We start from the raw sequence: 19,765 nt of genomic DNA, 5'->3' as shown, positions 1-19,765 counted from the left end.
TGACGCGATCGCAATATGATCCTGGTTGCGATGTTAGGATTCCCTAAAAACGTTGAGAGAACAGACTTTATGGCAGAAACACTCTCTGGACAAACCCCGCTATTTGCTGGCAGCACTGGTGGCTTGCTCAACAAAGCAGCAGTTGAAGAAAAGTACGCGATCACTTGGACTAGCCCGAAAGAGCAAGTTTTTGAATTGCCTACAGGTGGTGCTGCTGTTATGCGCAAAGGTGAAAACCTGCTGTATATAGCTCGTAAAGAATATGGCATCTTTTTGGGCGGTCAGCAACTTCGTAAACTCAAAATCACAGATTACAAAGTTTACCGGGTTTTACCCAACGGAGAAACCACTTTACTTCACCCAGCTGATGGTAACTTCCCTGAAAAGGTAACTGAAGGTCGTGACAAAGTGCGTTATGTAGACCGTCGTATCGGACAAAACCCCAGCCCCTCTAAAGTTAAGTTTAGCGGTGTTACTACCTACGACGCTCCGTAAGTAGCTGTTAGTCGCTAATGGGTAATTAGTAATGGGTAATTGGTAAATAAAAACCCATTACCCATTACCAATTACCAATTACCTTTGAAAAATAATGATGTTTCCGGATTTCTCCCAGTTTTCCACCCTAGCGCAACAAGGCAACTTCGTCCCTGTATATCAAGAATGGGTAGCGGACTTAGATACGCCCGTATCTGCTTGGTATAAAGTCTGTGCAGGTCAGCCTTATAGCTTTTTGTTGGAATCCATCGAAGGTGGGGAAAAACTGGGACGCTATAGTTTAGTTGGTTGCGATCCGGTGTGGGTTTTGGAAGCAAGGGGCGATCGCACGACTCAGAAAAACCGCGATGGTTCGCAGGTGGTTTTTGCTGGCGACCCTTTTACAGCTTTAGCCGAATGTTTAGCACCTTATCACCCAGTAAAATTACCACAGTTACCGCCGGGAATTGGCGGTTTATTTGGGTTTTGGGGCTATGAATTGATTCAGTGGATTGAGCCGCGTGTACCCATTTATCCACCAGATGAGCGGAATATCCCTGATGGGTTGTGGATGCAGGTAGACCACTTGTTGATTTTTGACCAGGTGAAGCGGAAAATTTGGGCGATCGCTTATGCTGATTTACGCGACCCGAATGTAGATTTGAAAGCAGTATATCAACAAGCGGGCGATCGCGTCACCCAAATGCTCGAAAAGCTATCTTTGCCCCTATCGCCAGAAAAAACTCGATTGGAATGGAATCCGCCAGGGAGCAGAAAAGCAGAGGAGCAGGGGAGCAGAGAAGCAGAGGAGTATCAGAGTAATTTTACCCGCCCTGATTTTTGTGCCAGCGTTGAGAAGGCGAAAGATTACATTAAAGCAGGTGATATTTTTCAAGTAGTAATTTCCCAGCGACTATCAACAACATACACAGGCGATCCTTTTGCCCTTTATCGGTCGCTACGTCAGATAAATCCTTCGCCTTACATGGCTTACTTTAACTTCCAAGATTGGCAAATCATTGGTTCCAGTCCTGAAGTGATGGTGAAAGCCGAAAGCGATTCTGATGGTGGAGTAATAGCAACGGTACGCCCAATTGCTGGGACGCGTCCGCGAGGTAAAACTACTAAGGAAGATGCAGCCTTGGCTGAAGATTTACTCCAAGACCCCAAGGAAATTGCCGAACACGTGATGCTTGTCGATTTAGGGCGGAATGATTTGGGGCGTGTTTGTCAAAGTGGTAGCGTCAAAGTCGATGAATTAATGATGGTTGAACGCTACTCCCATGTAATGCACATTGTTAGCAATGTTGTGGGTAAATTAGCTATTGGTAAAACAGCATGGGATTTACTGAAAGCTTCCTTCCCAGCAGGTACGGTAAGCGGCGCACCCAAGATTAGAGCGATGGAAATTATCCACGAGCTAGAGTCTAGCCGTCGGGGTGTTTATTCCGGTGTGTATGGGTATTACGATTTTGAAGGACAATTAAATACTGCGATCGCAATTCGCACAATGGTAGTGCATGATAATACCGTGAGCGTACAAGCCGGTGCAGGTTTGGTAGCTGATTCTGAGCCAGAAAAAGAATACGAAGAGACGCTCAATAAAGCTAGAGGTCTATTAGAAGCTATTCGTTGTTTGCGTTGAAATGAGGACTGAAGAAGGGAATAGAATACGGGTTAGAGGGTACAGATTATTACCTGTCACCTGTAAACTCTCCTTTAACCCCAATCCTTTTTACTACTTGTATGGTTTCTCTTGCATACAATTAATTGCACACTGGTTTTTGTTGCTTAATTGTAAAACCGGGCTTGATATAAGTACAGTAACAGTTCGATCTGCGGTATGAGCATCCAGACCAGACTTTAAAAGTTGATGTACCAATACTCTTCTATTTTGAATTACATAGGTTTTACTTTGAACAGCAAGATGTTTGGAGACAATTTGTGCTACTTCTAAGCCCACGTATCCACAATACCGCGACAAATTAGGAAGCTTTATAAATCCAATCAACATCAAACTTTTTCCAAAGCTAAATAGAATTTTTAAACTTATTGAAAATTTCAAATAAGTCCTGGTAAGCTAAACCACATCTAGTTTGCATAATCTGAAATTGTACATTTCTTGTGGGGTGGGCGTCTCGCCCGCCCAATATATGCAACTTTTATGTGGAACAGCTTATCCAAATCCAAGACCTCTGTTGAAGTTACTACACACTAGAAATGAACAAACTTACTCATCCTAATTAGTTGAAGTAAATCGCCCAAAGAATTCCAGTTACTTTAATGGCAATTAAAAGGTTAGTGAAAAATCTGTCGAACTCAATTTATTCTCCCAATCCTTTGTCATCTTGACCAGCAGTAAAAAATAATTACCAGACTTGATTGACATTGATAGTCTCAAAGTTGTTGAAATCATGTCTAAAAACAACGGGTTCAATTAAATCCTTTTTGGGATAATCAAAATCAGTTTTCATAAGTAAGTTTGACTCTAAATTGCTTTATTCGTCAAGTAAAGAAAATTAAGAAATCTCAAAGTCTCTTCTTTAAAGGCTGGTTAGCCATCCAAGCAAACCGTGTCCGGTGATAACTTCTACAGCTATAAGTGAAACAAAAGCAATCATTGCCAAACGCCCATTAACTTTTTCAGCATATTTGGTGAATCCTATCTGTGGAATTTCATCAACATAAACTTTGGGTTCAATCGCAAATCTGTTGAATTTACTGCGTTCGTTAATGCTAAAGCCTTTACTTGCCATTTTTGACTCTTTGTTTTTGCTTTCTGTAAAGGAATATTCAATATTGTAAATATTTTTTGCAAATACTTGACATAGAAATAAAAGTAGTAATCACCGTACTAAGTGAGTAGGGTATTTCGGATATGTACGAGAACTAGGCAATAGACCTCTTGCAAAAGTCCCTAACACCCCTCCCCGCTCTTCGGGCTACGGTGTATACACAAGTCGGAAAAAGCTCGATTTCCCATTGTTCTCTCGCTTCTCGTTCCCAGTCTGAGACTGGGAATGGCTTATTAGAGGCTCTGCCTCCAGCCAGACATTGAGTCAGAGACTCAATGAATGCATTCCCAGTCTGAGACTGGGAACGAGGAAAGTCTTATTAAGGCTAGGTTTTTAAGACTTGTGTATACACCGTAGGCTCTTCGGGAGGGGATGACAAAGCGTAGCTTTGGCGGGGTGGGGTTCTTTCTTATTTTTGATTTATGCAAGAGGTCTAATGTCTACGACAGGTGGTTCCTGAGTGCAGCCGTACTCCTTCAAAGAAGGGTTACACCTACGCTCTTGGAGGGGAATTCATACAAAAGTACCAATTGCATGAAATTAAACATCAGGAAAACTTATTTTTTAGATAAACACAAATTATCAATATATAACTGAGAAAGTATTGCTTATTTGTAACGAAATTGTTATATTTCTTTACATAAAGATACACAGACAGCATCAATGCGTTAAACCACGGTTAATCAAGGCTTTCTAAATAACTATTCAGTTGAGCCTGCAATGTGCTTTGCCAAGTATCTAAACTCAATGGCAACAGCATCACTATGCCTTTATTAGAGCTATCTATGTCTACAACAGGCTTTCTAGTGATGTCAAAACTATTGAGTGCCTTTATTAACACTTAAACGCATTTCTCATCGGTTTTTGCACATTTGATTTTTCACATTCGGTAGAACTGTAATTTTCTTTTTGGAATTTCTGCTATGTCTTTTACCATCCAGTCGGCTCAAAGTATTTTTCCCGGCACCCTAGTTGCTGACGTTGTTCCAACCGTCGTCGAATCATTCTCTAAGCTCAATGCTGAAGATCAACTAGCATTACTTTGGTTTGCTTATACCGAGAGGGTAGAAGTATCACAGTTGCGGCTCCTGGAGCAGCAAACATGATCCTTGCACAAGGCTTACTCGAACAAATTAAGCAGATGCCTTTTGAGGCTCAAACGCAAGTCATGTACGATTTGGCTAACCGTGCTGATACTCCTCTGTGCCGTTCTTATGCATCCTTCACGGTGAATATCAAGTTGGGCTTTTGGTATCAGTTAGGAGAATGGATGGCTCAGGGAATCGTTGCTCCCATCCCACCAGGTTACAAGCTTTCTTCTAAAGCTGCCGATGTGTTACAAGCCATCCGCAATGCAGATTCAGGTCAACAAATTACCATCTTACGTAATACCGTAATTAGCATGGGATTCGATCCGAATGCTCCTGGTAGTTACAAAAAAGTCTCAGAGCCGGTAGCTCCTCCCACTGCACCAGCATTTCGGACTAAAGTCACCATTGAGGGCATCAACAATCCTACGGTACTTGGCTATATCAACAACATGAATGCCAATGACTTTGATGCTGCGGTTTCTCTGTTTACTTCCGAAGGTGCTTTGCAACCTCCCTTTGAAAGACCAATTGTTGGTCAAGATGCAATTCGTGCTTATATGCGTGAAGAATGTCAGGGATTGAAGATGCTCCCAGAGCGCGGTGTATCTGAGCCTGTGGAAGATGGCTATACCCAAGTTAAAGTTACAGGCAAAGTCCAAACCCCTTGGTTCGGTGCCAGCGTGGGTATGAATATTGCATGGCGCTTTTTGCTAGATCCCCAAGGCAAAATCTTCTTTGTAGCGATTGACTTGTTGGCTTCTCCAAAAGAACTGCTGAATCTAGTACGTAAATAGAGGGCTAGATTAGTTACTGCTTAAGCGTGGATAAGGCGTAGCCCGTCGTAGACATCGCCACGCTTAAGCAAAAGAAAGTTATAGCGCTTTATTTGGTATTTTGATGTTGCGATCGCTATTGAAAACAACCGATTTTATCAAGAAAGGCAGGAGGCAGAGGGCAGTTCTTGCTTGAGCAAAACTGCCCAGTTGTTGAGCGTAGTCGAAACACTGTTTCCTACGTGACCAAAGGGAACTCTTTACTTGTTTATATTTAAATAACAATATATCTTTGGATAGAGTAATAATTTATTCATCTACCAAGGGTAATAGATTATCAATGACTTTTTTCAATTCCTCTGAGCCGCTCCTGCGTGAAAAACAGCAAGAGCTAGATTTTCAAGATATTCAAGGTCTAGTCTGTCTCAACTACCAAATTGGAAATTTCACTCTCTTTTCCAAGTTTTATACTCGCGTCGATCAAGCATTTATTCTCTGGGGACTAATTTCATCTGGAATTTTCGTAACCGCCCAGTTTCTACCCATTAGCTGGAGTAGCCAAGCAATTTTGTGGTCAGTGCTTACCTTATTCGGTGCAGTTGGCATGGTAAGTTTAACTTGGTTTTGGGCAACTGTAGAACAGTTACGCTGGGTTGTTTATAACTGGGCGATTTTAATCTTAATGGGTTTAATCTTGACCGATCTGAGCATTTTTTTGGGATGGGGAGAGGTGTTGATCCGTTTGTGTCCACTGTGGTTAGGATTAAGTGCGATCGGCTACTTTTGCACCGGGGTAGGAATGCGTTCGCGCACATTTATTTTGATGGGGTTTATTCATTTGCTGGGAATTTTAGTTTTGCCATACTGCGGTGTTATGCAGTTTCTCTCAACGGGGCTAATTATGACCGTTAGTTTACTGTTACTAGCAGAATTACAATGGGATATGCAATCTTCAAGTGATTACAGCCAATTAACACCACAACAAAAGCAGTTTAACCAAGCACAGTCCCAACGGCGTCAAATGACTAACTAAAGTTATAAAGAATTAAAATCTTACTTTAGACAAGTTTATATAAACAATATAGCTATATCTCTTGACTAGGTGGTGTTTATACTTGAGAGAGAGAGGTTTTCACCCAACTGTTAGCTATTCTAGTTTATGAAAACAAACAACACTGTATGGGTGTTATGCCGCTGTGGCCCAGTATCAAACATCGAAGGAGAGCGATCGCAGATGTTTGAACAGTGTAAATTAAATACGTTGACGGTGTGGAGTTTTTGTCGCTTCCTCCACCTTGTTATCACCAAGGGAAGGTTAAATTCTTTATCAGAGCGGTCTGAGGTGATAAACGTCTTGTGTTTTTTAGATTACAACTTAATTTTGACACTCCAATCTTCTTAGTTCATTTTGAGCTAAGGAGATTTGACTATCACGACTAGTGTAACTATTTGTTAGTTGGCGTTTGTGTGTCAAAATATTCACGCCAACGACTAATTTGATTATCCTTAAAATCTACAACAATTACGTCATCAGCTTTATTACGACGACCTGTTGCCTTTTCTGTATCTTCATAGTACCACTCTACTGCTGCCTGATTTGCTCCAATGATAATCCGGTGGATGTCTATTTTGACATCTGAATACTGTTCTTTAAAATTGGCAAGTCCTTCTCGAATTCTTTCTTGCCCCCGCCAGCATTGACCAGGCACGATTAGTTCTCCATCAATCGTAAACAATTGTGCAATAGCGTCAATATCTTGAGCAACCCATGCATCTTTAGCTTTTTCTATTAATATCTGGATATCTTGTTGGTTCATAGACTGACTGGCAACTAAAGGTGTGCTAAAAGTTAAGCTAACAAATATAGTTCCTAACACTAGCCATTGAGATAACCAAAGCATCTAAATTTTTCTACCTTCTAAAGTATCAAGCTTATAGAGCATTAGTAACATTTAACCAGAAGTTGTTTGGATTGCGATCGCACCTGCGCAAAGTCGGTTTTGATGAATGCAGAATGTCTGTAGCGTTGATTTTAATTCTACAACCAAAACTGGCGATCGCCTTCCACTATACCTGGAGCAATTCCTTGTAACCGTCGATAAGCTATTTTGTCAGAACCGTATAATGGGACGGGTAAGCGAGGTTCTTTCAAAGCTCCGTGATGTAGCAATGTCAGTTTAAGTGTAGCTTCTATTAAACTTTCAATTGATACTTGCTGTTCGTGTTCAGGATCGGGAATAACCTTTAAACGCAGAGGATAAGGTAAACCCATTTTCTCAGATTTTACTTCAGTAGTGATTAAAATTACTTCATACGACGATAAGCGAAGAGCTAACCCTTTAGTTGGTGCTGTCACTACAGACTGCTGAAATTTATATAGTCGTGGAATCTGAGATTTTACACACTCTACCAAAATAAACTTTGAACCAATAACTTTTGATCTTTCTCTTAAATTCTTTATTTCATCACCACAAAAACGTCCATCACGGTAAATTAGTACAGTTTTTTGTCTTAATTCAGCAGATGGTAGAAATCTTTCTAGTGTTCGTTTATCAATTGTTTCACCCTCGGTTAAAGCATCTTCCAGTCGGTAACGAATAAACTCCCCTCGCTTGTCATAGAGACGCACACTCGCACAGACATTTCTACTTCCGATTCCCTTATTTTTAGAAATTCGGGAAACATCAAAGCCGATAAAATAATCAGCAATTTCTAGAGGTTCAGCTAAAATAAAGGGTAAGTTTCCTAATTTTGCGAGAATTCCTGGAATTACCTGATGAAGGATATTACCATAATTACTAGTATTTTTTAATGTCTCTTCATAAATTACTTGACTAGCAATTTCTCGCCGAAGTAAACGTGAAGAAATAAAAGAATAAAAGCTACCATCATCACTATTATCAGCATGGCGATCGCTCTGAGGTAAAAATGTCAAAACAATATCAGTAGGAATCGCCATTAATTCATTAATAGCTTCTTTAAATTTTTCTCTATCTTCAGGAACTGCCATTAGTTTATCAACAGCTTCTTCAACTTTTTCTCTATCTTCAGGTATACTTGAACTACTTACTGATACACCAACTCGATGAACAATTATGCTTTCAAAACCATAGTATTTTAGACGTTTCTGAACTTCCCTGATAAAAGGATCTACCTTCAAATCACAAAGCTTCAAAGCTGTGATACGAATCGGTGTTAATTTATTTTCATATTGAGATTGACGATGATAAACGCCTCCTTGTGATAATCCTTTGAGGACATCTCCTCTCCTACTTATAAAATTTTGACCAGATTTATCCTTTCCAAATAGAAGTGGAGTATCTTCAAGCTTAAATTCTAGTGGCAAGAATAATTCAGAACAATTGCCGCCTTTTCTACTGTTAATACAGTTTTCGGATAACACAAACCCATAAAGACTTAGAGCTAGTGCAGCTTCTTTTTTGTATGAAGCCAAACTATTTTGTCGTTCTTGATAAGGAATCTTAGCTTCTTTGAGTAAATCTCCATAGTTTACATCAAATCGTTTGGCAGTTTCTTCTGTAATACAAGGAACAAGAGCAGCCATTGCATAAGGATAGCGTTTTTTCTTCTTACCAAATTGAACAATTACAACAGGTTGATCTCTTGGTGCTTCACGAATAGCGATTTCACTGGTTGATGCAGGCTTATAGTTGAGTAATTCTTCTTCACGCTCACCAATAGTTCCTTCTATATCTACAATAGTAGCTGAACTATTCTTTTCAATATCTCGAACATTTAAACCAATTAATAAATCTTTTGAATTTTGTCTATAAGGATGATTCTCGTAAAATTCAGACAATTTCCCTTTAAAGGCGAAAGAACTACGAACAGTTATAGCAATAGCTGGGTGTGAAATATTTTGAATTTCAATTGGTTCTGCCCAAAATTTGGCTTCTCGTCTAACTTCAACCTTATTAAATGGAATACTAAAATATGAAAATGGTCGTCTGATTTTTAATATTCTTATAGCTAGTTCAGAAAGAATATCAGCAGATATTTGTGGTTGGCTTACCCATTGAATTGAATAATAGCGATCGCCAATATCTTTTTTCAATTCTTCTTGAATTCCTGTTAAAGCTTTTCGCCATTCATCTAAACTTGGCATTACTTGATCGGGTTTAGCTAAAACCCAGAAATTACCATCTGCAAAGATGGTCATAATATCAGGAAATTTCTGACTAAACCGCCAACTTAAGCGATTTCCTATTTCAGTATCTAATCTGGGAGTCAGTCGAAAGCAGATTAAGTTAGGTTGAGGAATATTGAGTAAAAATATTTCAGCCAAAAATATTGGGGATATATTAGTTTTTAAGGGAGATTGAAGCACACCAGCAGTCATGTAGAAACCTCTGATATAGTAAATTCACAAATTGAGTTAAACGAACAGTAGCGACAACTTACACCCGGATTTTGGGGAAATATTTGACTGAAATCAGCAGAATTTTTCCGGTAGCGTCTCAATTCCTCTTGATGTCGTTGAGCTATTAAAGCGAGTTCTATCTGAAAGGCCTTAAGAGTGTTAGGTGTTGCGCTGATAGGTTCTGACCAGTTACCATTTTCTAAGTTATAAAAAGACGCTACTGCTTTTTGCTGGGGGTATCGGTAACTAGCAGCTAGTAAATAAATATACCCTTGTCGCCGATCAAAATCAGAGTGGCCAGTTTTGAAATCTAAAATGTGCAAAGTATCATCTTCTTCGGCAAAAATACAGTCAATCGCAGCAAAGAAGTTAAAAGACTGATTGCCCTGCTTAATCAGAATTGGTTCTGGAAAACCCTCATCACCTCGGCTAAGTTGAATAATTTTCTTCTCAGCAAGAATTGGATTTTGCTGGTAGTTTGTCAGTATTTGAAGTACTCGCTGCTGAACCAAATCTGACTCTTTCCGCAATTCCAGAATCTCTATTATTTGTTCTACAGCATCTTCTTGATGTAACATCGGGGAGTTTTCATGAAACTCATAAACCCCCCTTTGTGCAAGTAATCCAATTCGCTGAGGAGTGCTATCACTTACCAAGATTGCTGCAACCGCAGGTTCTCGCGATCGCGCTTTGGTAAAACCTCGTTTCATGTCACAGTGTAAGTGTTCTTTCCCTATGGGTGGAGAATACTGCAACCATAGGTTGTAGCTGGCAAATGGTAGCCAATTTTGGCTCATTGATGTCAAACCCCAGAATTTAGCAGAGAAAAAAGTTTTACTTGGTTAGGATTTCGTAGATTGCTGTATATACACCAATCTCGGTTGCCATTTCCAAGGTACGCAAGCCTTCTAGCATCTGTTCTGCAGCCTTTATGAGTTGTGGATTGCGGCTTGATTTTTGAATTTCTTCAAGCAGAACTGGTAGAGGTCTACCAATAGAAAAGGATAATTGTTCAGGGTTCAACGATTGTTTATTCATACTTTTGCTCAGGTGTAACGAAATATAACTCAACGAACATCAGTACAGCCGCCTGAATTGCCATATAATTTCAACAAGGCAAGATATCAGTTGTTCAGTATTGAACCATACTATTCAACTTGTACAATTTTTGTCAACTATTTAATCTATGCAAATTAAGTGTTGAATTTTTATTTTAATACAGGTATTATCTATTTATGAGTAATTCAAAGGCTAAAAATTTTGGGTAACTTATAGCCCACCGACTCCTGAAAAGCTTTGTAAAATAAGGCTTTTAGCCTACTATGGCTCAAACCGATACAAGGTTTATTATTATGTATACTTCAGGAAATACGTTAGGCAGTTGAATGTGATTATGGATAAACAAGAGAGTCAGAGTTTTGGCAGGTGTATTTGGCAAGCTCGTAGAAAGAAGGGATTGAGTCAGCGTGAGCTAGCAGCAAAGGTAGGGGTGGACTCTACGTACTTGTCAAAACTAGAAAACGACCACGTTGAGCCAAGCGAGAAGGTTATCCGCTCGTTAGCAGAACATCTCAGTTTGAATGCTTTAGAGCTAATCTACCTAGCTGGACGCATGACTCAACATGACTCAGAAGCTCTTGAGGAATTAGTTAAAGCTAACTACAAGGAGATGCCTGCTTTATTCCGTCGAGTACGGGAAAATCCAGGTATTGATTCATTGGTAAAGGCACGAGATGAGCGAATTGCAAGATTGCAAAAAGAAAATGCTGAACTGAAAGCTAAAGTTTCATCTCTGGAAAAAGAACTCCAGATTTATAAGTTTTATTCAAAAGAGGAAATTGAACGTGTTGCTAATAATACTTTAAAGCTTATGCATAAAAACAATTTTCCTCCAAGATGGCCTATGGACGCCTCTCGTGTAGCTGATTCTTTAGATATAGCGATCTCTTTTGCCAAAATAGTTCCTGATGAGCAAGGGCCAATAGTAGCTAAAATTTTACCGATGGAACGTGAAATTATACTCAATCAAGATATTCAAGAATTACAAGGAAAACTTCACGAATCTACAATAGCCCATGAAATTGGTCACTGGTTAATGCACGTAACGCAATATGAAGCGGAAAATCTGAGAAAAGAGATAAATAATAATCTAGAGGTTGAAGAAACTCAAAATATATTTTTTTGTCGGAGTATTATTGAACAACTTGATACATATAAAGTTAATATTAAACATGATCATATCGAATGGCAAGCTGAATATTTTGCCAGTTGCTTATTGATGCCAACATTTAAACTAGAAGAAGTACGAAGAGGACGTGATTTAACAAACTGGCGTCATCTTTATGCTATGCAAGATGACCTTGGTGTAACAATCTCTAATCTCATCAATCGTTTGCAAGACCTTGGTTGGATTTATATTCCTGAAGGTTCTAAGCAAATCTATCCTAGAAAAATAGAATCAGTAGAATTTTAAGAAAGAATGTGCTTGTTATGAATAAAGAAGGTGAGGAGTAAAAAGTGAACATCTTCAGAAAATATCAATTTTATAGCAAAGAACAAATTGAGTTAAAAGCTAATGAAGTTTTAAGAATTATGGAGGTTGAGAATTTTCCTCCAAAGTGGCCTTTTGAGGCTAGTCGTGCTGCTGATGCTTTGGCAATAATGATTGACTGGCAAAGCATACCTCCTGATACTCAGGGGCTTATAGTAGCAAAGATTCTTCCATTGCAAAGAAAGATTGTACTTAATGAATCTATTGCACAACTAAGTGGAGGATTTGAACAATCTACAATCGCCCATGAAATTGGACACTGGGTACTTCATGTCAATCAAGATGAAGCGGATGGTCTTACAGAACAGTTAGAATTAAATCTAGGACTAGAAGATGTCACAAAATATTTTTTGTGCCGCACTGTAGACGCTAAAACTAGCCAGATAAATATGAATAGCCAGTTAGAGAATATTGAATGGCAAGCTCAGTTTTTTGCAAGTTGTCTGTTAATGCCTTTACACATTCTAGACGCTACACGGAAAGGACGTGATTTAACTAACTGGAAACATCTTTATGCTATGCAAGAGGAACTTGGTGTAACCATATCTAATCTTGTTTATCGTCTACAAGACCTTGGTTGGATTTCTATTCCCAAGGGTTCTAAGCAAATATATCTTGGTAAAGCTGCACCGAATGGGTAGACAAATTTATTTAATAGGTAAAGTGTGATCGCACTCCATCATCTCATCATGCGATCGCTTGAAACTACTAAAATAGAAACTAAGATGCTCACAATAGCCTATGAACGCTAAGACAACCACCTTCCCTTCTACACTCAAATTGAAAGTTGACTTGACTGATGAGCAATTTTTCCAGATGTGCCAGAAAAACCGCGATTATCGATTTGAGCGCACAGCATCAGGGGAATTATTAATTATGCCACCTACAGGTAGTGATACTGGCAACCGTAACTTTGATATGGTTGTTGAATTAGGAATCTGGAATAAACAGACTAAATTAGGCAAAGGTTTTGATTCTTCAACTGGCTTTACCCTACCCAATGGTGCAAAACGTTCTCCTGATGTTTCTTGGGTGAAAATTGAGCGATGGAATGCTTTAACACCTGAACAACAAGAAAAATTTGCCCCTATTTGTCCTGATTTTGTAGTAGAGTTGCGTTCTCGTACTGATTCTTTGAAAGAATTGCAAGAGAAAATGCAGGAGGATATCGAAAATGGCACTCAATTAGGCTGGTTAATTGACTGCAAAAACAAGCGCGTGGAAATTTATCGTCCAGGTAAAAATGTAGAGATATTAGACAATCCTACTAATTTATCAGGAGAAAATGTATTGCCTGGGTTTGTGTTGGATTTACAGCAGATTATGTAGTTTTATTGATTAGGATAAATATAGCGCATTTCAAAGCGGCTTTGTTCCCAAATTGGTATTAAAGCCTGTTTAGCAGCATTTAACTGAGCTTGTGAAAAAGATATTTTACCATTTTTTATAATCCAAATAAATATCCGAGTGATTAAATCTGCTTTGAAACTATTCTCGTATTCACTATTATTTATTCTTATTACTTGCCGATCTAAGCAATCTATAGCATATTTAAAAGTCAAGTTTTTCCAGTCTGTGGAATTGCTATAATTTTCTTCTAGCGTATTTTTCCACTCAACTCTTTGCAAATTTCCAAAAATATAGTCTATGCCTGTTATGGAAGAATCTGTGTTACGCACTAAATTTGTATAGGCTTGGTAATATGGCTTCAATAGCGAAGCCGCAATATTTTCCACATAGATATGTAGCCAAGATTGGATGTCACGAAGATAAGGTACTAAATCTTTAATATTATCAATTTCTTTAATCAGCACACGTTCATTTCTGTAATTTGTTATTTTTGCTAGCAATTCAGATTCAGATAATTGAGATTTGTTAGAGTAATAAGTAATAACTTTGGGAATATATTTATCTAATAACCATTGTTTGGTATATCTAGCTGTCCAAGTTCCTCTTACTCCAATATCTTGCTGCCAGAAGCTAAATTTAGCTTTTTCTATAGATTGTAAATTAATATCATTTATCTCGTAGATTATATCAATTTGATTACTAGGTAATAAAGAGAAATCTCTGTTAAATTTGGGAAAAATAAATGCACGATCGCGAATTCCTTTACTCACTCGAATTGAGATATTTTTTCTATGAAATAGATGCCATTCTGACTTGCCTTTATTATAATCAAATTCTTTAAAAAACTGCCGCATTAACTCCCATAATTCTTGCCTAACAGAAAAAAGTATAAAACCACGAACTTCTGAAAATTTGATGAATTCAAAATCCCATGTTTCTAAAGCATTCTCAAATTCAATTATTGAGTTTTTATATTTTTGGCAAATTTCATCAATACACAAACACAAGTCTATTGCTTCTAAGTTTGATAAAATGACTGTTATTTGACCCAAATTTACTATAAAACTATCTTTATCTATCTGTTTTAAAAAACGACGACATCCCCAATCTGGTTGAGTGTGCAATCCAGTCATTAAGTTACCTAAAATATCTTGATGATTTAAGTGAATTTTTAAACCTTTAAAAAGAATACTACTGAATTCTATTTGACAATTACCTTCTCCAAAAGCTTTGGGTAAATTACAGGCGATCGCTACTTTTGGTTTAACAACAACTAAGTGGCAGCCTTCTAATGTTATAGAAGGCTCAAAATCACATTTTTCTAAAAAATACTGTAAATCTGGATGGCGTATAATTAATTTTTCTATTAAGTTACATTTAGAATATGTCAAAATATCGGCTATATTTTTATCAATATTTTTAACTACATCAAAATTGAGTTTATTATAAAACTTTGAGACGATATCGTTATTTTTAAAGGCATCTATATTTAGATCGAATACTAATTCTTCTCGATTATAATCTAGGCGCTGGAAAACCTTAATTTCATATCCATTAGTGACAATAAAAAATAGTGTATTAAAATGATTACTATAAAATTTAGCTTGCTCAATAGCTTTATTTAACTTAGTTTTATGCGGTTCTATCGTTTTTACAAAAATGAGTGATGTATCTGTATTTTGTTTTTTAACATCATCTGTGGCAAAATATATCTGAGCAATTTCTGGATTTTTGGTGTGTGTTTCTGATTGATATGTTTTCAAAGAGTATTGACGATGACATATCTCTGGATAGTAGAGATAGCGGAACATGGGCAAAATTAACTTTTCTTTTACGTCATCTTCATTGTGTAAAACACGACGATCAAAACCTTGTATCCATGTAATGAATTTTTTAATTGACTCTGGAATAGTCATCAGATAATCTACCTGCTTGTATAAATTTGCTATGCCTTATTTTGTTCGTGTAATTAGCAATTTATCAAGTCAGTTTGGATTATGTCGTGATTCTAGATACTAGAATGGAAGCATTCGGCTGAAACTTAACCTTAGCAAAACCTACATTAATAAAACGTGAGTTCGATGAACCTCTCCCGGACAACCTCCCTCTCCCACGGAGAAAGGGAGGAGCAACGAGAAATTAGGGTTTTGGCTCCCCTCTGGGTGTCCAAGCTACGGTGTATACACAAGTTATCGAATCGCTACTAGTCCTCGAATTACCCCACCCTAACCCTCCCCGTATGTATTGGGGAGGGAACTAGATTTTCCGGTTTCCTCCCAATACATCGGGGGGATTAAGGGGGGTAATTCGACTTGTGTATCACGGTAGGGGTGTCTAAGAGGGGTTGAGGGAGAGGTCAAAAAAGGGCTTGTCGAACTCACGTTAATAAAAGTTACTGCTGTTAGAATTAAATATTTGGTGAAAATTAGCTAGGCAAAATTAATGAATTGTGTATAACAAGGATTTTGGACAACGCATAATTGCTAGAGATGTTTATTAGACAAGAAGGAGTTAGGAGTCAGAATATAGAATTTTCCTGACTCTCTGAACTTCTGATGCCTAATATATCTATTTACTCTCTTTGGGTAGCGATCGCTAATTTAGCTCCCGGAACCTGACGTACCCGATCCATTACCGCTACCACCCGGCCATAATCAACTTTTTCATCAGCATTAATAATCACTAATACTTCCGGGTTAGAACCAACTAAAGTCCGCACTTGCGCTGTTAAATCATCAACTGCAATTGGTTTACGGTTCAGGCTTACCTGTTCTTTTTCATCTACCGTAATGGTAATTTTAGTGGGAACTTGCTGTTGTTTAGCTGTGGCGGCCTTCGGTAAATTGACTGGCAAACCTTCCGAACGTGTTAAAAACAGAGTTGACATGATGAAAAATGTCAAAATTGCAAAAATCACGTCAATCATCGGCACGATGTTGATCTGGAGCGGAAGTTCTGGTTCATCTGGTAGACGCATAGGTTTTTTCTCCTCGTTCATAGCGACGGCGGTAAAGTAATTCTAGCTGTCCCCCATACTCCTGAATTAGTGCAATTTGCCGTTGGTACAATCCCCGGAAGGTATTGGCAAACATGAGTATGAATATAGCAACGATCAATCCTGATGCAGTTGATACTAGAGCCTCACTAATCCCAGCCGTAACACTTGCCGTTTTGCTACCTCCCACATCACCAAGATTTAGGGAAGCAAAAGAAGCTATCAATCCTAATACTGTGCCGAGAAGACCTAACAGTGGTGCCAGACTAATGATTGTCTCAAAAAGGTTTTGGAAACGTTTTAACACAGGTATTTCAGCCTGTGATTCGCTTTCTAACGCCAAACGAAACTCCTCCGGGTTTGGCTCTTCTAATTCTAAAGCCGCCAGAAAAATCCGAGCGAGTGGCAAATCTGCGTTTTTCTGAAGTTTATCCATTGCACCGACAATATTATCGAGACGGTAGAGATTCAAAACATCTCGCACCACCCGGTTTTGACGCTGATTGATTCTTACCCAAAATCTAATCCGCTCGACAATCAGTGCCACACCTACTACCGAAAACGCCAACAGGGGCCACATGACGATACCACCTGCTGCAAATAAATTCTGAATTTCCATGTAGTGCCTCTATAACGTCATCCACAATACAAAATTAGACTACCAGAATCTAGAGAAAAGATGAAACTTATTCTCAACAAAATATAAGATATAATGAGAAATTTTTCAAATGAAACGATCATGATTTTTATTTACTTGTTCGTTTGTTTTACATAAATTAATTTAATTTAATTGCAATAAAAGTTAATTTTGTCCAAAAAGCATGATATTGGTGGTTTAAAAAGATGTTTATCCTAGTCCAGGATTCTGTAAAGCGATCGCAATTAATTTGAATTTTTACTTGATATTTGTAACCTTGCATTCTAAGATAGCTAAATTAGTGAGAATAGGTAGCAATAGCTATGAGCTTTTCTGGCATTACTGTCGAGCAACGTTCCAAAGAAGTTGAGGCTCTCAAGTCTTTTCTGACTTACAGTCTGATAGGTTCACTGGCGCTGCATATCGGCGTACTGTCTTCTGGCATAAGTAATTATTTGACCAGAGTACCTACAGGAGAAGAAGAACCAATAGAGTTGGCGCTCGTGGATGCTCCGACTGCGGAACCAGAAAAACCAATTGCAGAGATTCCAAAAGAAATAAATAAAGAACCAGAAGTTGTCCAAAAACAGCCTATAGAAACTCCACCAGTAGAAAAATTTGAACAGATTACAGCAGTCCCTCAGAAGCCACAGCCGATAGATACGCCGCCAAAAGCAATTCCGATCGAGCCAAAAGTTGCTGTGAAATCTGCACCTATTCCACGAGCGGTACCAGAAGTACCTGTGAAATCTGCATCATCCATTCCCCAATCAGCTCCGTCTGAAGATTCCAAAGCAAGTTCACCAGGTGGTGGCGGTGGCGGTGGCGGTGGCGGCGGATCTGGTGTTGGTTTAGGCTCAGGTAGTGGTATTGCTGTAGGTACAAATAGCGGTACTGGCCCTGGCGGAGGTACTGGCACAGGCAGTGGCGGTGGCATTGGCAGTGGAACTGGTACTGGTACTGGTAGCGGCATTGGTAGTGGCACAGGCAGTGGCATCGGTAGTGGAATTGGTAGTGGCAGAGGCAGTGGCATCGGTAGCGGCACTGGTAGCGGCATCGGTAGCGGCACTGGTAGTGGCATCGGTAGTGGCACTGGTAGTGGAATTGGTAGTGGAACAGGAAACCGTCCCACAGTAGCAACAGCGCCTACAACTCCAAAAATTAACAGTTCAGGTAATGGTAATGGTCGTGCAGCCTGCCGCGAATGTAATGCCAAATATCCAGAGGCAGCAAGACGGCGAGGAGTTGAAGGCAGAGTAGAAGTAGCTGTAGATACTGATGCACAAGGTAATGTTACTAATGTGCGGATTGCTCGCTCTAGTGGAAACCGCGACTTGGATGAAGAAACCAAGAGACAAGCGCGTGACTGGAAATTAAAACCCACAGAAGGTGGTAGACAAGGAGTATCTATAGCCACTGAATATGCCATCAAAGGCTCACGGCGATCGCGCCAAGTTCAAGAACGGAGAACACAAAGACAAGCACAAGAGACACAGAGAAGCCAGCAAACAACGGCTGCTAACTCTACACAGGAAACTCCAAGACGTAGGCGCAGAGAGTTGGCACCCCCATCAAGACCAGCAATATCTGGATTTAGTCGGCGACTGGAACCTCAAAGAGCAGAAAGTCCTGCGAGAAACTCATCATCTGAAGCTAGAACAACTCGTACTCAAGGAACTGCAAGAGAGTCCCTACGCCGCATCCAGCGCGAGCAAACGACTACCGATTCATCACAAAAGCCACAAACAACCACAAATCGGCGGCGGCGAAGAGATAACGCTAGCCAGAATAAATTGCGGGACTCTTTGCGTCGTTTACGCCAACAACCTCAATCACAACCTGCTACTCCCAGTCAGCAGTAGTCTGTTAAGTTGAAATTCATGGGTTAATAATAAGCGCTTGAGCGCTTAACAAAGGGCTAAAGCTCTGACTACAAAGTTATTGACCCCGTGAAGTTGACTTGACATACTACTAATAGAGGGATCAAACTTATTGGAATCATACTTTGATTAACAACGATCGCCGCCTCCTAAACAGGAGGCGGTTGTTCTTTAGACAGGAATGGCTTCATTAAGCATTACCCATCTAGCATGAAGAAGAGGGGTTAGGAGTGCGGTAATTTTATGATGGGCTATTAGAGACACTGGCGATCGCGCCCTTTGCCAATCAATAGTACTGGAAGTAAATAATCCTGGACTTTCCCGATCCATTTTTCTAATCGGGGCAATGGCAATGTAAATTGCTGCGCCTAAAGAATGATAGTAGTGTTTGCTCATCACCAATTATATGCTGAGAGATATAGTCAACGGCTAAATCTCAAATTGCTCATTTGCACTTTATGTCTAGATGTCAAATTCACTGATTTGAATAAAACTTCTACATAAACACACACTGATGCGGTTTGATTTGCTTGAATAGCTATATTGATAGGACATTGATAACGTCGGCAATTCACAATTCCTGATTATGGCAAGTAAATTCATTGATGTTAGAGAATATACTGTCAGGGCGCACAAAAGACAGATTCATACTCGTGTTTTCCAGTTTGTCTGTAAAGAGTGTAACGATCTGACAAAACGCGAGACTTTCGGCCCTCGACCTTTATATTGTGAGAGATGTCGCCCTCCCCAACCGCCTAAGAAATCCCAACCTGCATCTCACAAGGCAAAACCCAGAGCAATGTCTTATAAAAGTGACATCGATTTAAATTGATTAAAG

19 protein-coding genes and 2 pseudogenes are annotated in these 19,765 nt (G+C 39.2%); 10 read left to right on the top strand and 11 right to left on the bottom strand.

Annotated elements, in window-relative coordinates; genetic code table 11:
* The first annotated feature begins 69 nt into the window (after nucleotides 1–69).
* Entirely contained in the window at nucleotides 70–495 is a 426-nt protein-coding gene (locus RMZ95_RS26765; protein ID WP_322682183.1) for a photosystem I reaction center subunit II, read from the top strand.
* Nucleotides 496–589: 94 nt separating this feature from the next.
* On the top strand, nucleotides 590–2,119 hold the full coding sequence (trpE, locus tag RMZ95_RS26760) for an anthranilate synthase component I (RefSeq protein WP_322682182.1): 1,530 nt from the start codon (nucleotides 590–592) through the stop codon (nucleotides 2,117–2,119).
* Nucleotides 2,120–2,717: 598 nt separating this feature from the next.
* On the opposite strand, the pseudogene RMZ95_RS26755 reads toward trpE, so the two are convergent.
* From RMZ95_RS26755 to RMZ95_RS26745, 3 genes and pseudogenes are all read right to left on the bottom strand, one after another.
* Nucleotides 2,718–2,948: pseudogene (locus RMZ95_RS26755) on the bottom strand (hypothetical protein).
* 69 nt (nucleotides 2,949–3,017) lie between these two features.
* Nucleotides 3,018–3,230 carry a chlorophyll a/b-binding protein gene (locus tag RMZ95_RS26750; protein WP_322682181.1) on the bottom strand — a complete coding sequence of 71 codons (213 nt, stop codon included), beginning with the start codon at nucleotides 3,228–3,230 and terminating at the stop codon, nucleotides 3,018–3,020.
* Between the two features lie 718 nt (nucleotides 3,231–3,948).
* A complete protein-coding gene (locus tag RMZ95_RS26745) occupies nucleotides 3,949–4,110 on the bottom strand; it encodes a hypothetical protein (RefSeq protein ID WP_322682180.1) in 162 nt (53 codons plus the stop codon).
* An 82-nt stretch (nucleotides 4,111–4,192) separates the two neighbouring features.
* Between RMZ95_RS26745 and RMZ95_RS26740 the strand changes: the two are divergent.
* The 3 genes and pseudogenes from RMZ95_RS26740 to RMZ95_RS26730 all read left to right on the top strand — a co-directional run bounded on the left by RMZ95_RS26740 (nucleotide 4,193) and on the right by RMZ95_RS26730 (nucleotide 6,535).
* Nucleotides 4,193–5,154 (top strand): annotated as a pseudogene (locus RMZ95_RS26740) (orange carotenoid protein N-terminal domain-containing protein).
* Between the two features lie 319 nt (nucleotides 5,155–5,473).
* Nucleotides 5,474–6,166, top strand: coding sequence for a hypothetical protein (locus RMZ95_RS26735; RefSeq protein WP_322682179.1), 693 nt, complete (start codon nucleotides 5,474–5,476; stop codon nucleotides 6,164–6,166).
* Between the two features lie 126 nt (nucleotides 6,167–6,292).
* On the top strand, nucleotides 6,293–6,535 hold the full coding sequence (locus tag RMZ95_RS26730; RefSeq protein WP_322682178.1) for a hypothetical protein: 243 nt from the start codon (nucleotides 6,293–6,295) through the stop codon (nucleotides 6,533–6,535).
* A gap of 43 nt (nucleotides 6,536–6,578) precedes the next feature.
* Here the strand turns inward: RMZ95_RS26730 and RMZ95_RS26725 are convergent, their stop codons facing one another.
* From RMZ95_RS26725 to RMZ95_RS26710, 4 genes are all read right to left on the bottom strand, one after another.
* A complete protein-coding gene (locus tag RMZ95_RS26725; protein ID WP_322682177.1) occupies nucleotides 6,579–7,034 on the bottom strand; it encodes a nuclear transport factor 2 family protein in 456 nt (151 codons plus the stop codon).
* Nucleotides 7,035–7,171: 137 nt separating this feature from the next.
* Nucleotides 7,172–9,493 (bottom strand): Piwi domain-containing protein, encoded by a 2,322-nt coding sequence (locus tag RMZ95_RS26720; protein ID WP_322682176.1) that lies wholly within the window; start codon nucleotides 9,491–9,493, stop codon nucleotides 7,172–7,174.
* Nucleotides 9,490–10,311, bottom strand: a complete 822-nt coding sequence (locus RMZ95_RS26715) for a PD-(D/E)XK nuclease family protein (RefSeq protein WP_322672949.1) — start codon at nucleotides 10,309–10,311, stop codon at nucleotides 9,490–9,492. The genes RMZ95_RS26720 and RMZ95_RS26715 overlap by 4 nt, the downstream gene beginning before the upstream one ends.
* A gap of 37 nt (nucleotides 10,312–10,348) precedes the next feature.
* Complete coding sequence (locus tag RMZ95_RS26710) at nucleotides 10,349–10,552, bottom strand: hypothetical protein (RefSeq protein WP_322682175.1); 204 nt, start codon at nucleotides 10,550–10,552, stop codon at nucleotides 10,349–10,351.
* A gap of 355 nt (nucleotides 10,553–10,907) precedes the next feature.
* Between RMZ95_RS26710 and RMZ95_RS26705 the strand changes: the two genes are divergently transcribed.
* The 3 genes from RMZ95_RS26705 (at nucleotide 10,908) to RMZ95_RS26695 (ending at nucleotide 13,394) form a co-directional block, all read left to right on the top strand.
* The gene (locus tag RMZ95_RS26705; protein WP_322682174.1) at nucleotides 10,908–11,987 is read left to right on the top strand and encodes a helix-turn-helix domain-containing protein; all 1,080 of its coding nucleotides are present in this window, start codon (nucleotides 10,908–10,910) and stop codon (nucleotides 11,985–11,987) included.
* Nucleotides 11,988–12,031: 44 nt separating this feature from the next.
* Nucleotides 12,032–12,706 carry an ImmA/IrrE family metallo-endopeptidase gene (locus RMZ95_RS26700; RefSeq protein ID WP_322682173.1) on the top strand — a complete coding sequence of 225 codons (675 nt, stop codon included), beginning with the start codon at nucleotides 12,032–12,034 and terminating at the stop codon, nucleotides 12,704–12,706.
* 100 nt (nucleotides 12,707–12,806) lie between these two features.
* A complete protein-coding gene (locus tag RMZ95_RS26695) occupies nucleotides 12,807–13,394 on the top strand; it encodes a Uma2 family endonuclease (protein ID WP_322682172.1) in 588 nt (195 codons plus the stop codon).
* A 2-nt stretch (nucleotides 13,395–13,396) separates the two neighbouring features.
* Here the strand turns inward: RMZ95_RS26695 and RMZ95_RS26690 are convergent, their stop codons facing one another.
* The 3 genes from RMZ95_RS26690 to RMZ95_RS26680 all read right to left on the bottom strand — a co-directional run bounded on the left by RMZ95_RS26690 (nucleotide 13,397) and on the right by RMZ95_RS26680 (nucleotide 17,029).
* Nucleotides 13,397–15,331 carry a hypothetical protein gene (locus RMZ95_RS26690; protein WP_322682171.1) on the bottom strand — a complete coding sequence of 645 codons (1,935 nt, stop codon included), beginning with the start codon at nucleotides 15,329–15,331 and terminating at the stop codon, nucleotides 13,397–13,399.
* Between the two features lie 656 nt (nucleotides 15,332–15,987).
* Complete coding sequence (locus RMZ95_RS26685; protein ID WP_094352241.1) at nucleotides 15,988–16,392, bottom strand: ExbD/TolR family protein; 405 nt, start codon at nucleotides 16,390–16,392, stop codon at nucleotides 15,988–15,990.
* Nucleotides 16,376–17,029 (bottom strand): MotA/TolQ/ExbB proton channel family protein, encoded by a 654-nt coding sequence (locus RMZ95_RS26680; protein ID WP_322672955.1) that lies wholly within the window; start codon nucleotides 17,027–17,029, stop codon nucleotides 16,376–16,378. Before RMZ95_RS26680 ends, RMZ95_RS26685 begins: the two co-directional genes overlap by 17 nt.
* A 341-nt stretch (nucleotides 17,030–17,370) precedes the next feature.
* Between RMZ95_RS26680 and RMZ95_RS26675 the strand changes: the two genes are divergently transcribed.
* A complete protein-coding gene (locus tag RMZ95_RS26675; protein ID WP_322682170.1) occupies nucleotides 17,371–18,909 on the top strand; it encodes a TonB family protein in 1,539 nt (512 codons plus the stop codon).
* 189 nt (nucleotides 18,910–19,098) lie between these two features.
* On the opposite strand, the gene RMZ95_RS26670 is transcribed toward RMZ95_RS26675, so the two are convergent.
* Nucleotides 19,099–19,323: a hypothetical protein gene (locus RMZ95_RS26670; RefSeq protein ID WP_322682169.1), complete on the bottom strand. Its 225-nt coding sequence runs from the start codon at nucleotides 19,321–19,323 to the stop codon at nucleotides 19,099–19,101.
* Between the two features lie 190 nt (nucleotides 19,324–19,513).
* On the opposite strand from RMZ95_RS26670, the gene RMZ95_RS26665 reads away from it, so the two are divergent.
* Nucleotides 19,514–19,759 (top strand): hypothetical protein, encoded by a 246-nt coding sequence (locus RMZ95_RS26665; protein WP_099099597.1) that lies wholly within the window; start codon nucleotides 19,514–19,516, stop codon nucleotides 19,757–19,759.
* The last annotated feature ends 6 nt before the right edge of the window (nucleotides 19,760–19,765 follow it).

Source organism: Nostoc sp. DedQUE07, from assembly GCF_034530975.2.
GTDB lineage: Bacteria > Cyanobacteriota > Cyanobacteriia > Cyanobacteriales > Nostocaceae > Nostoc.
The sequence above is the reverse complement of the archived record's forward strand: the minus strand, read 5'-3'. Positions and strand labels throughout refer to the sequence as shown.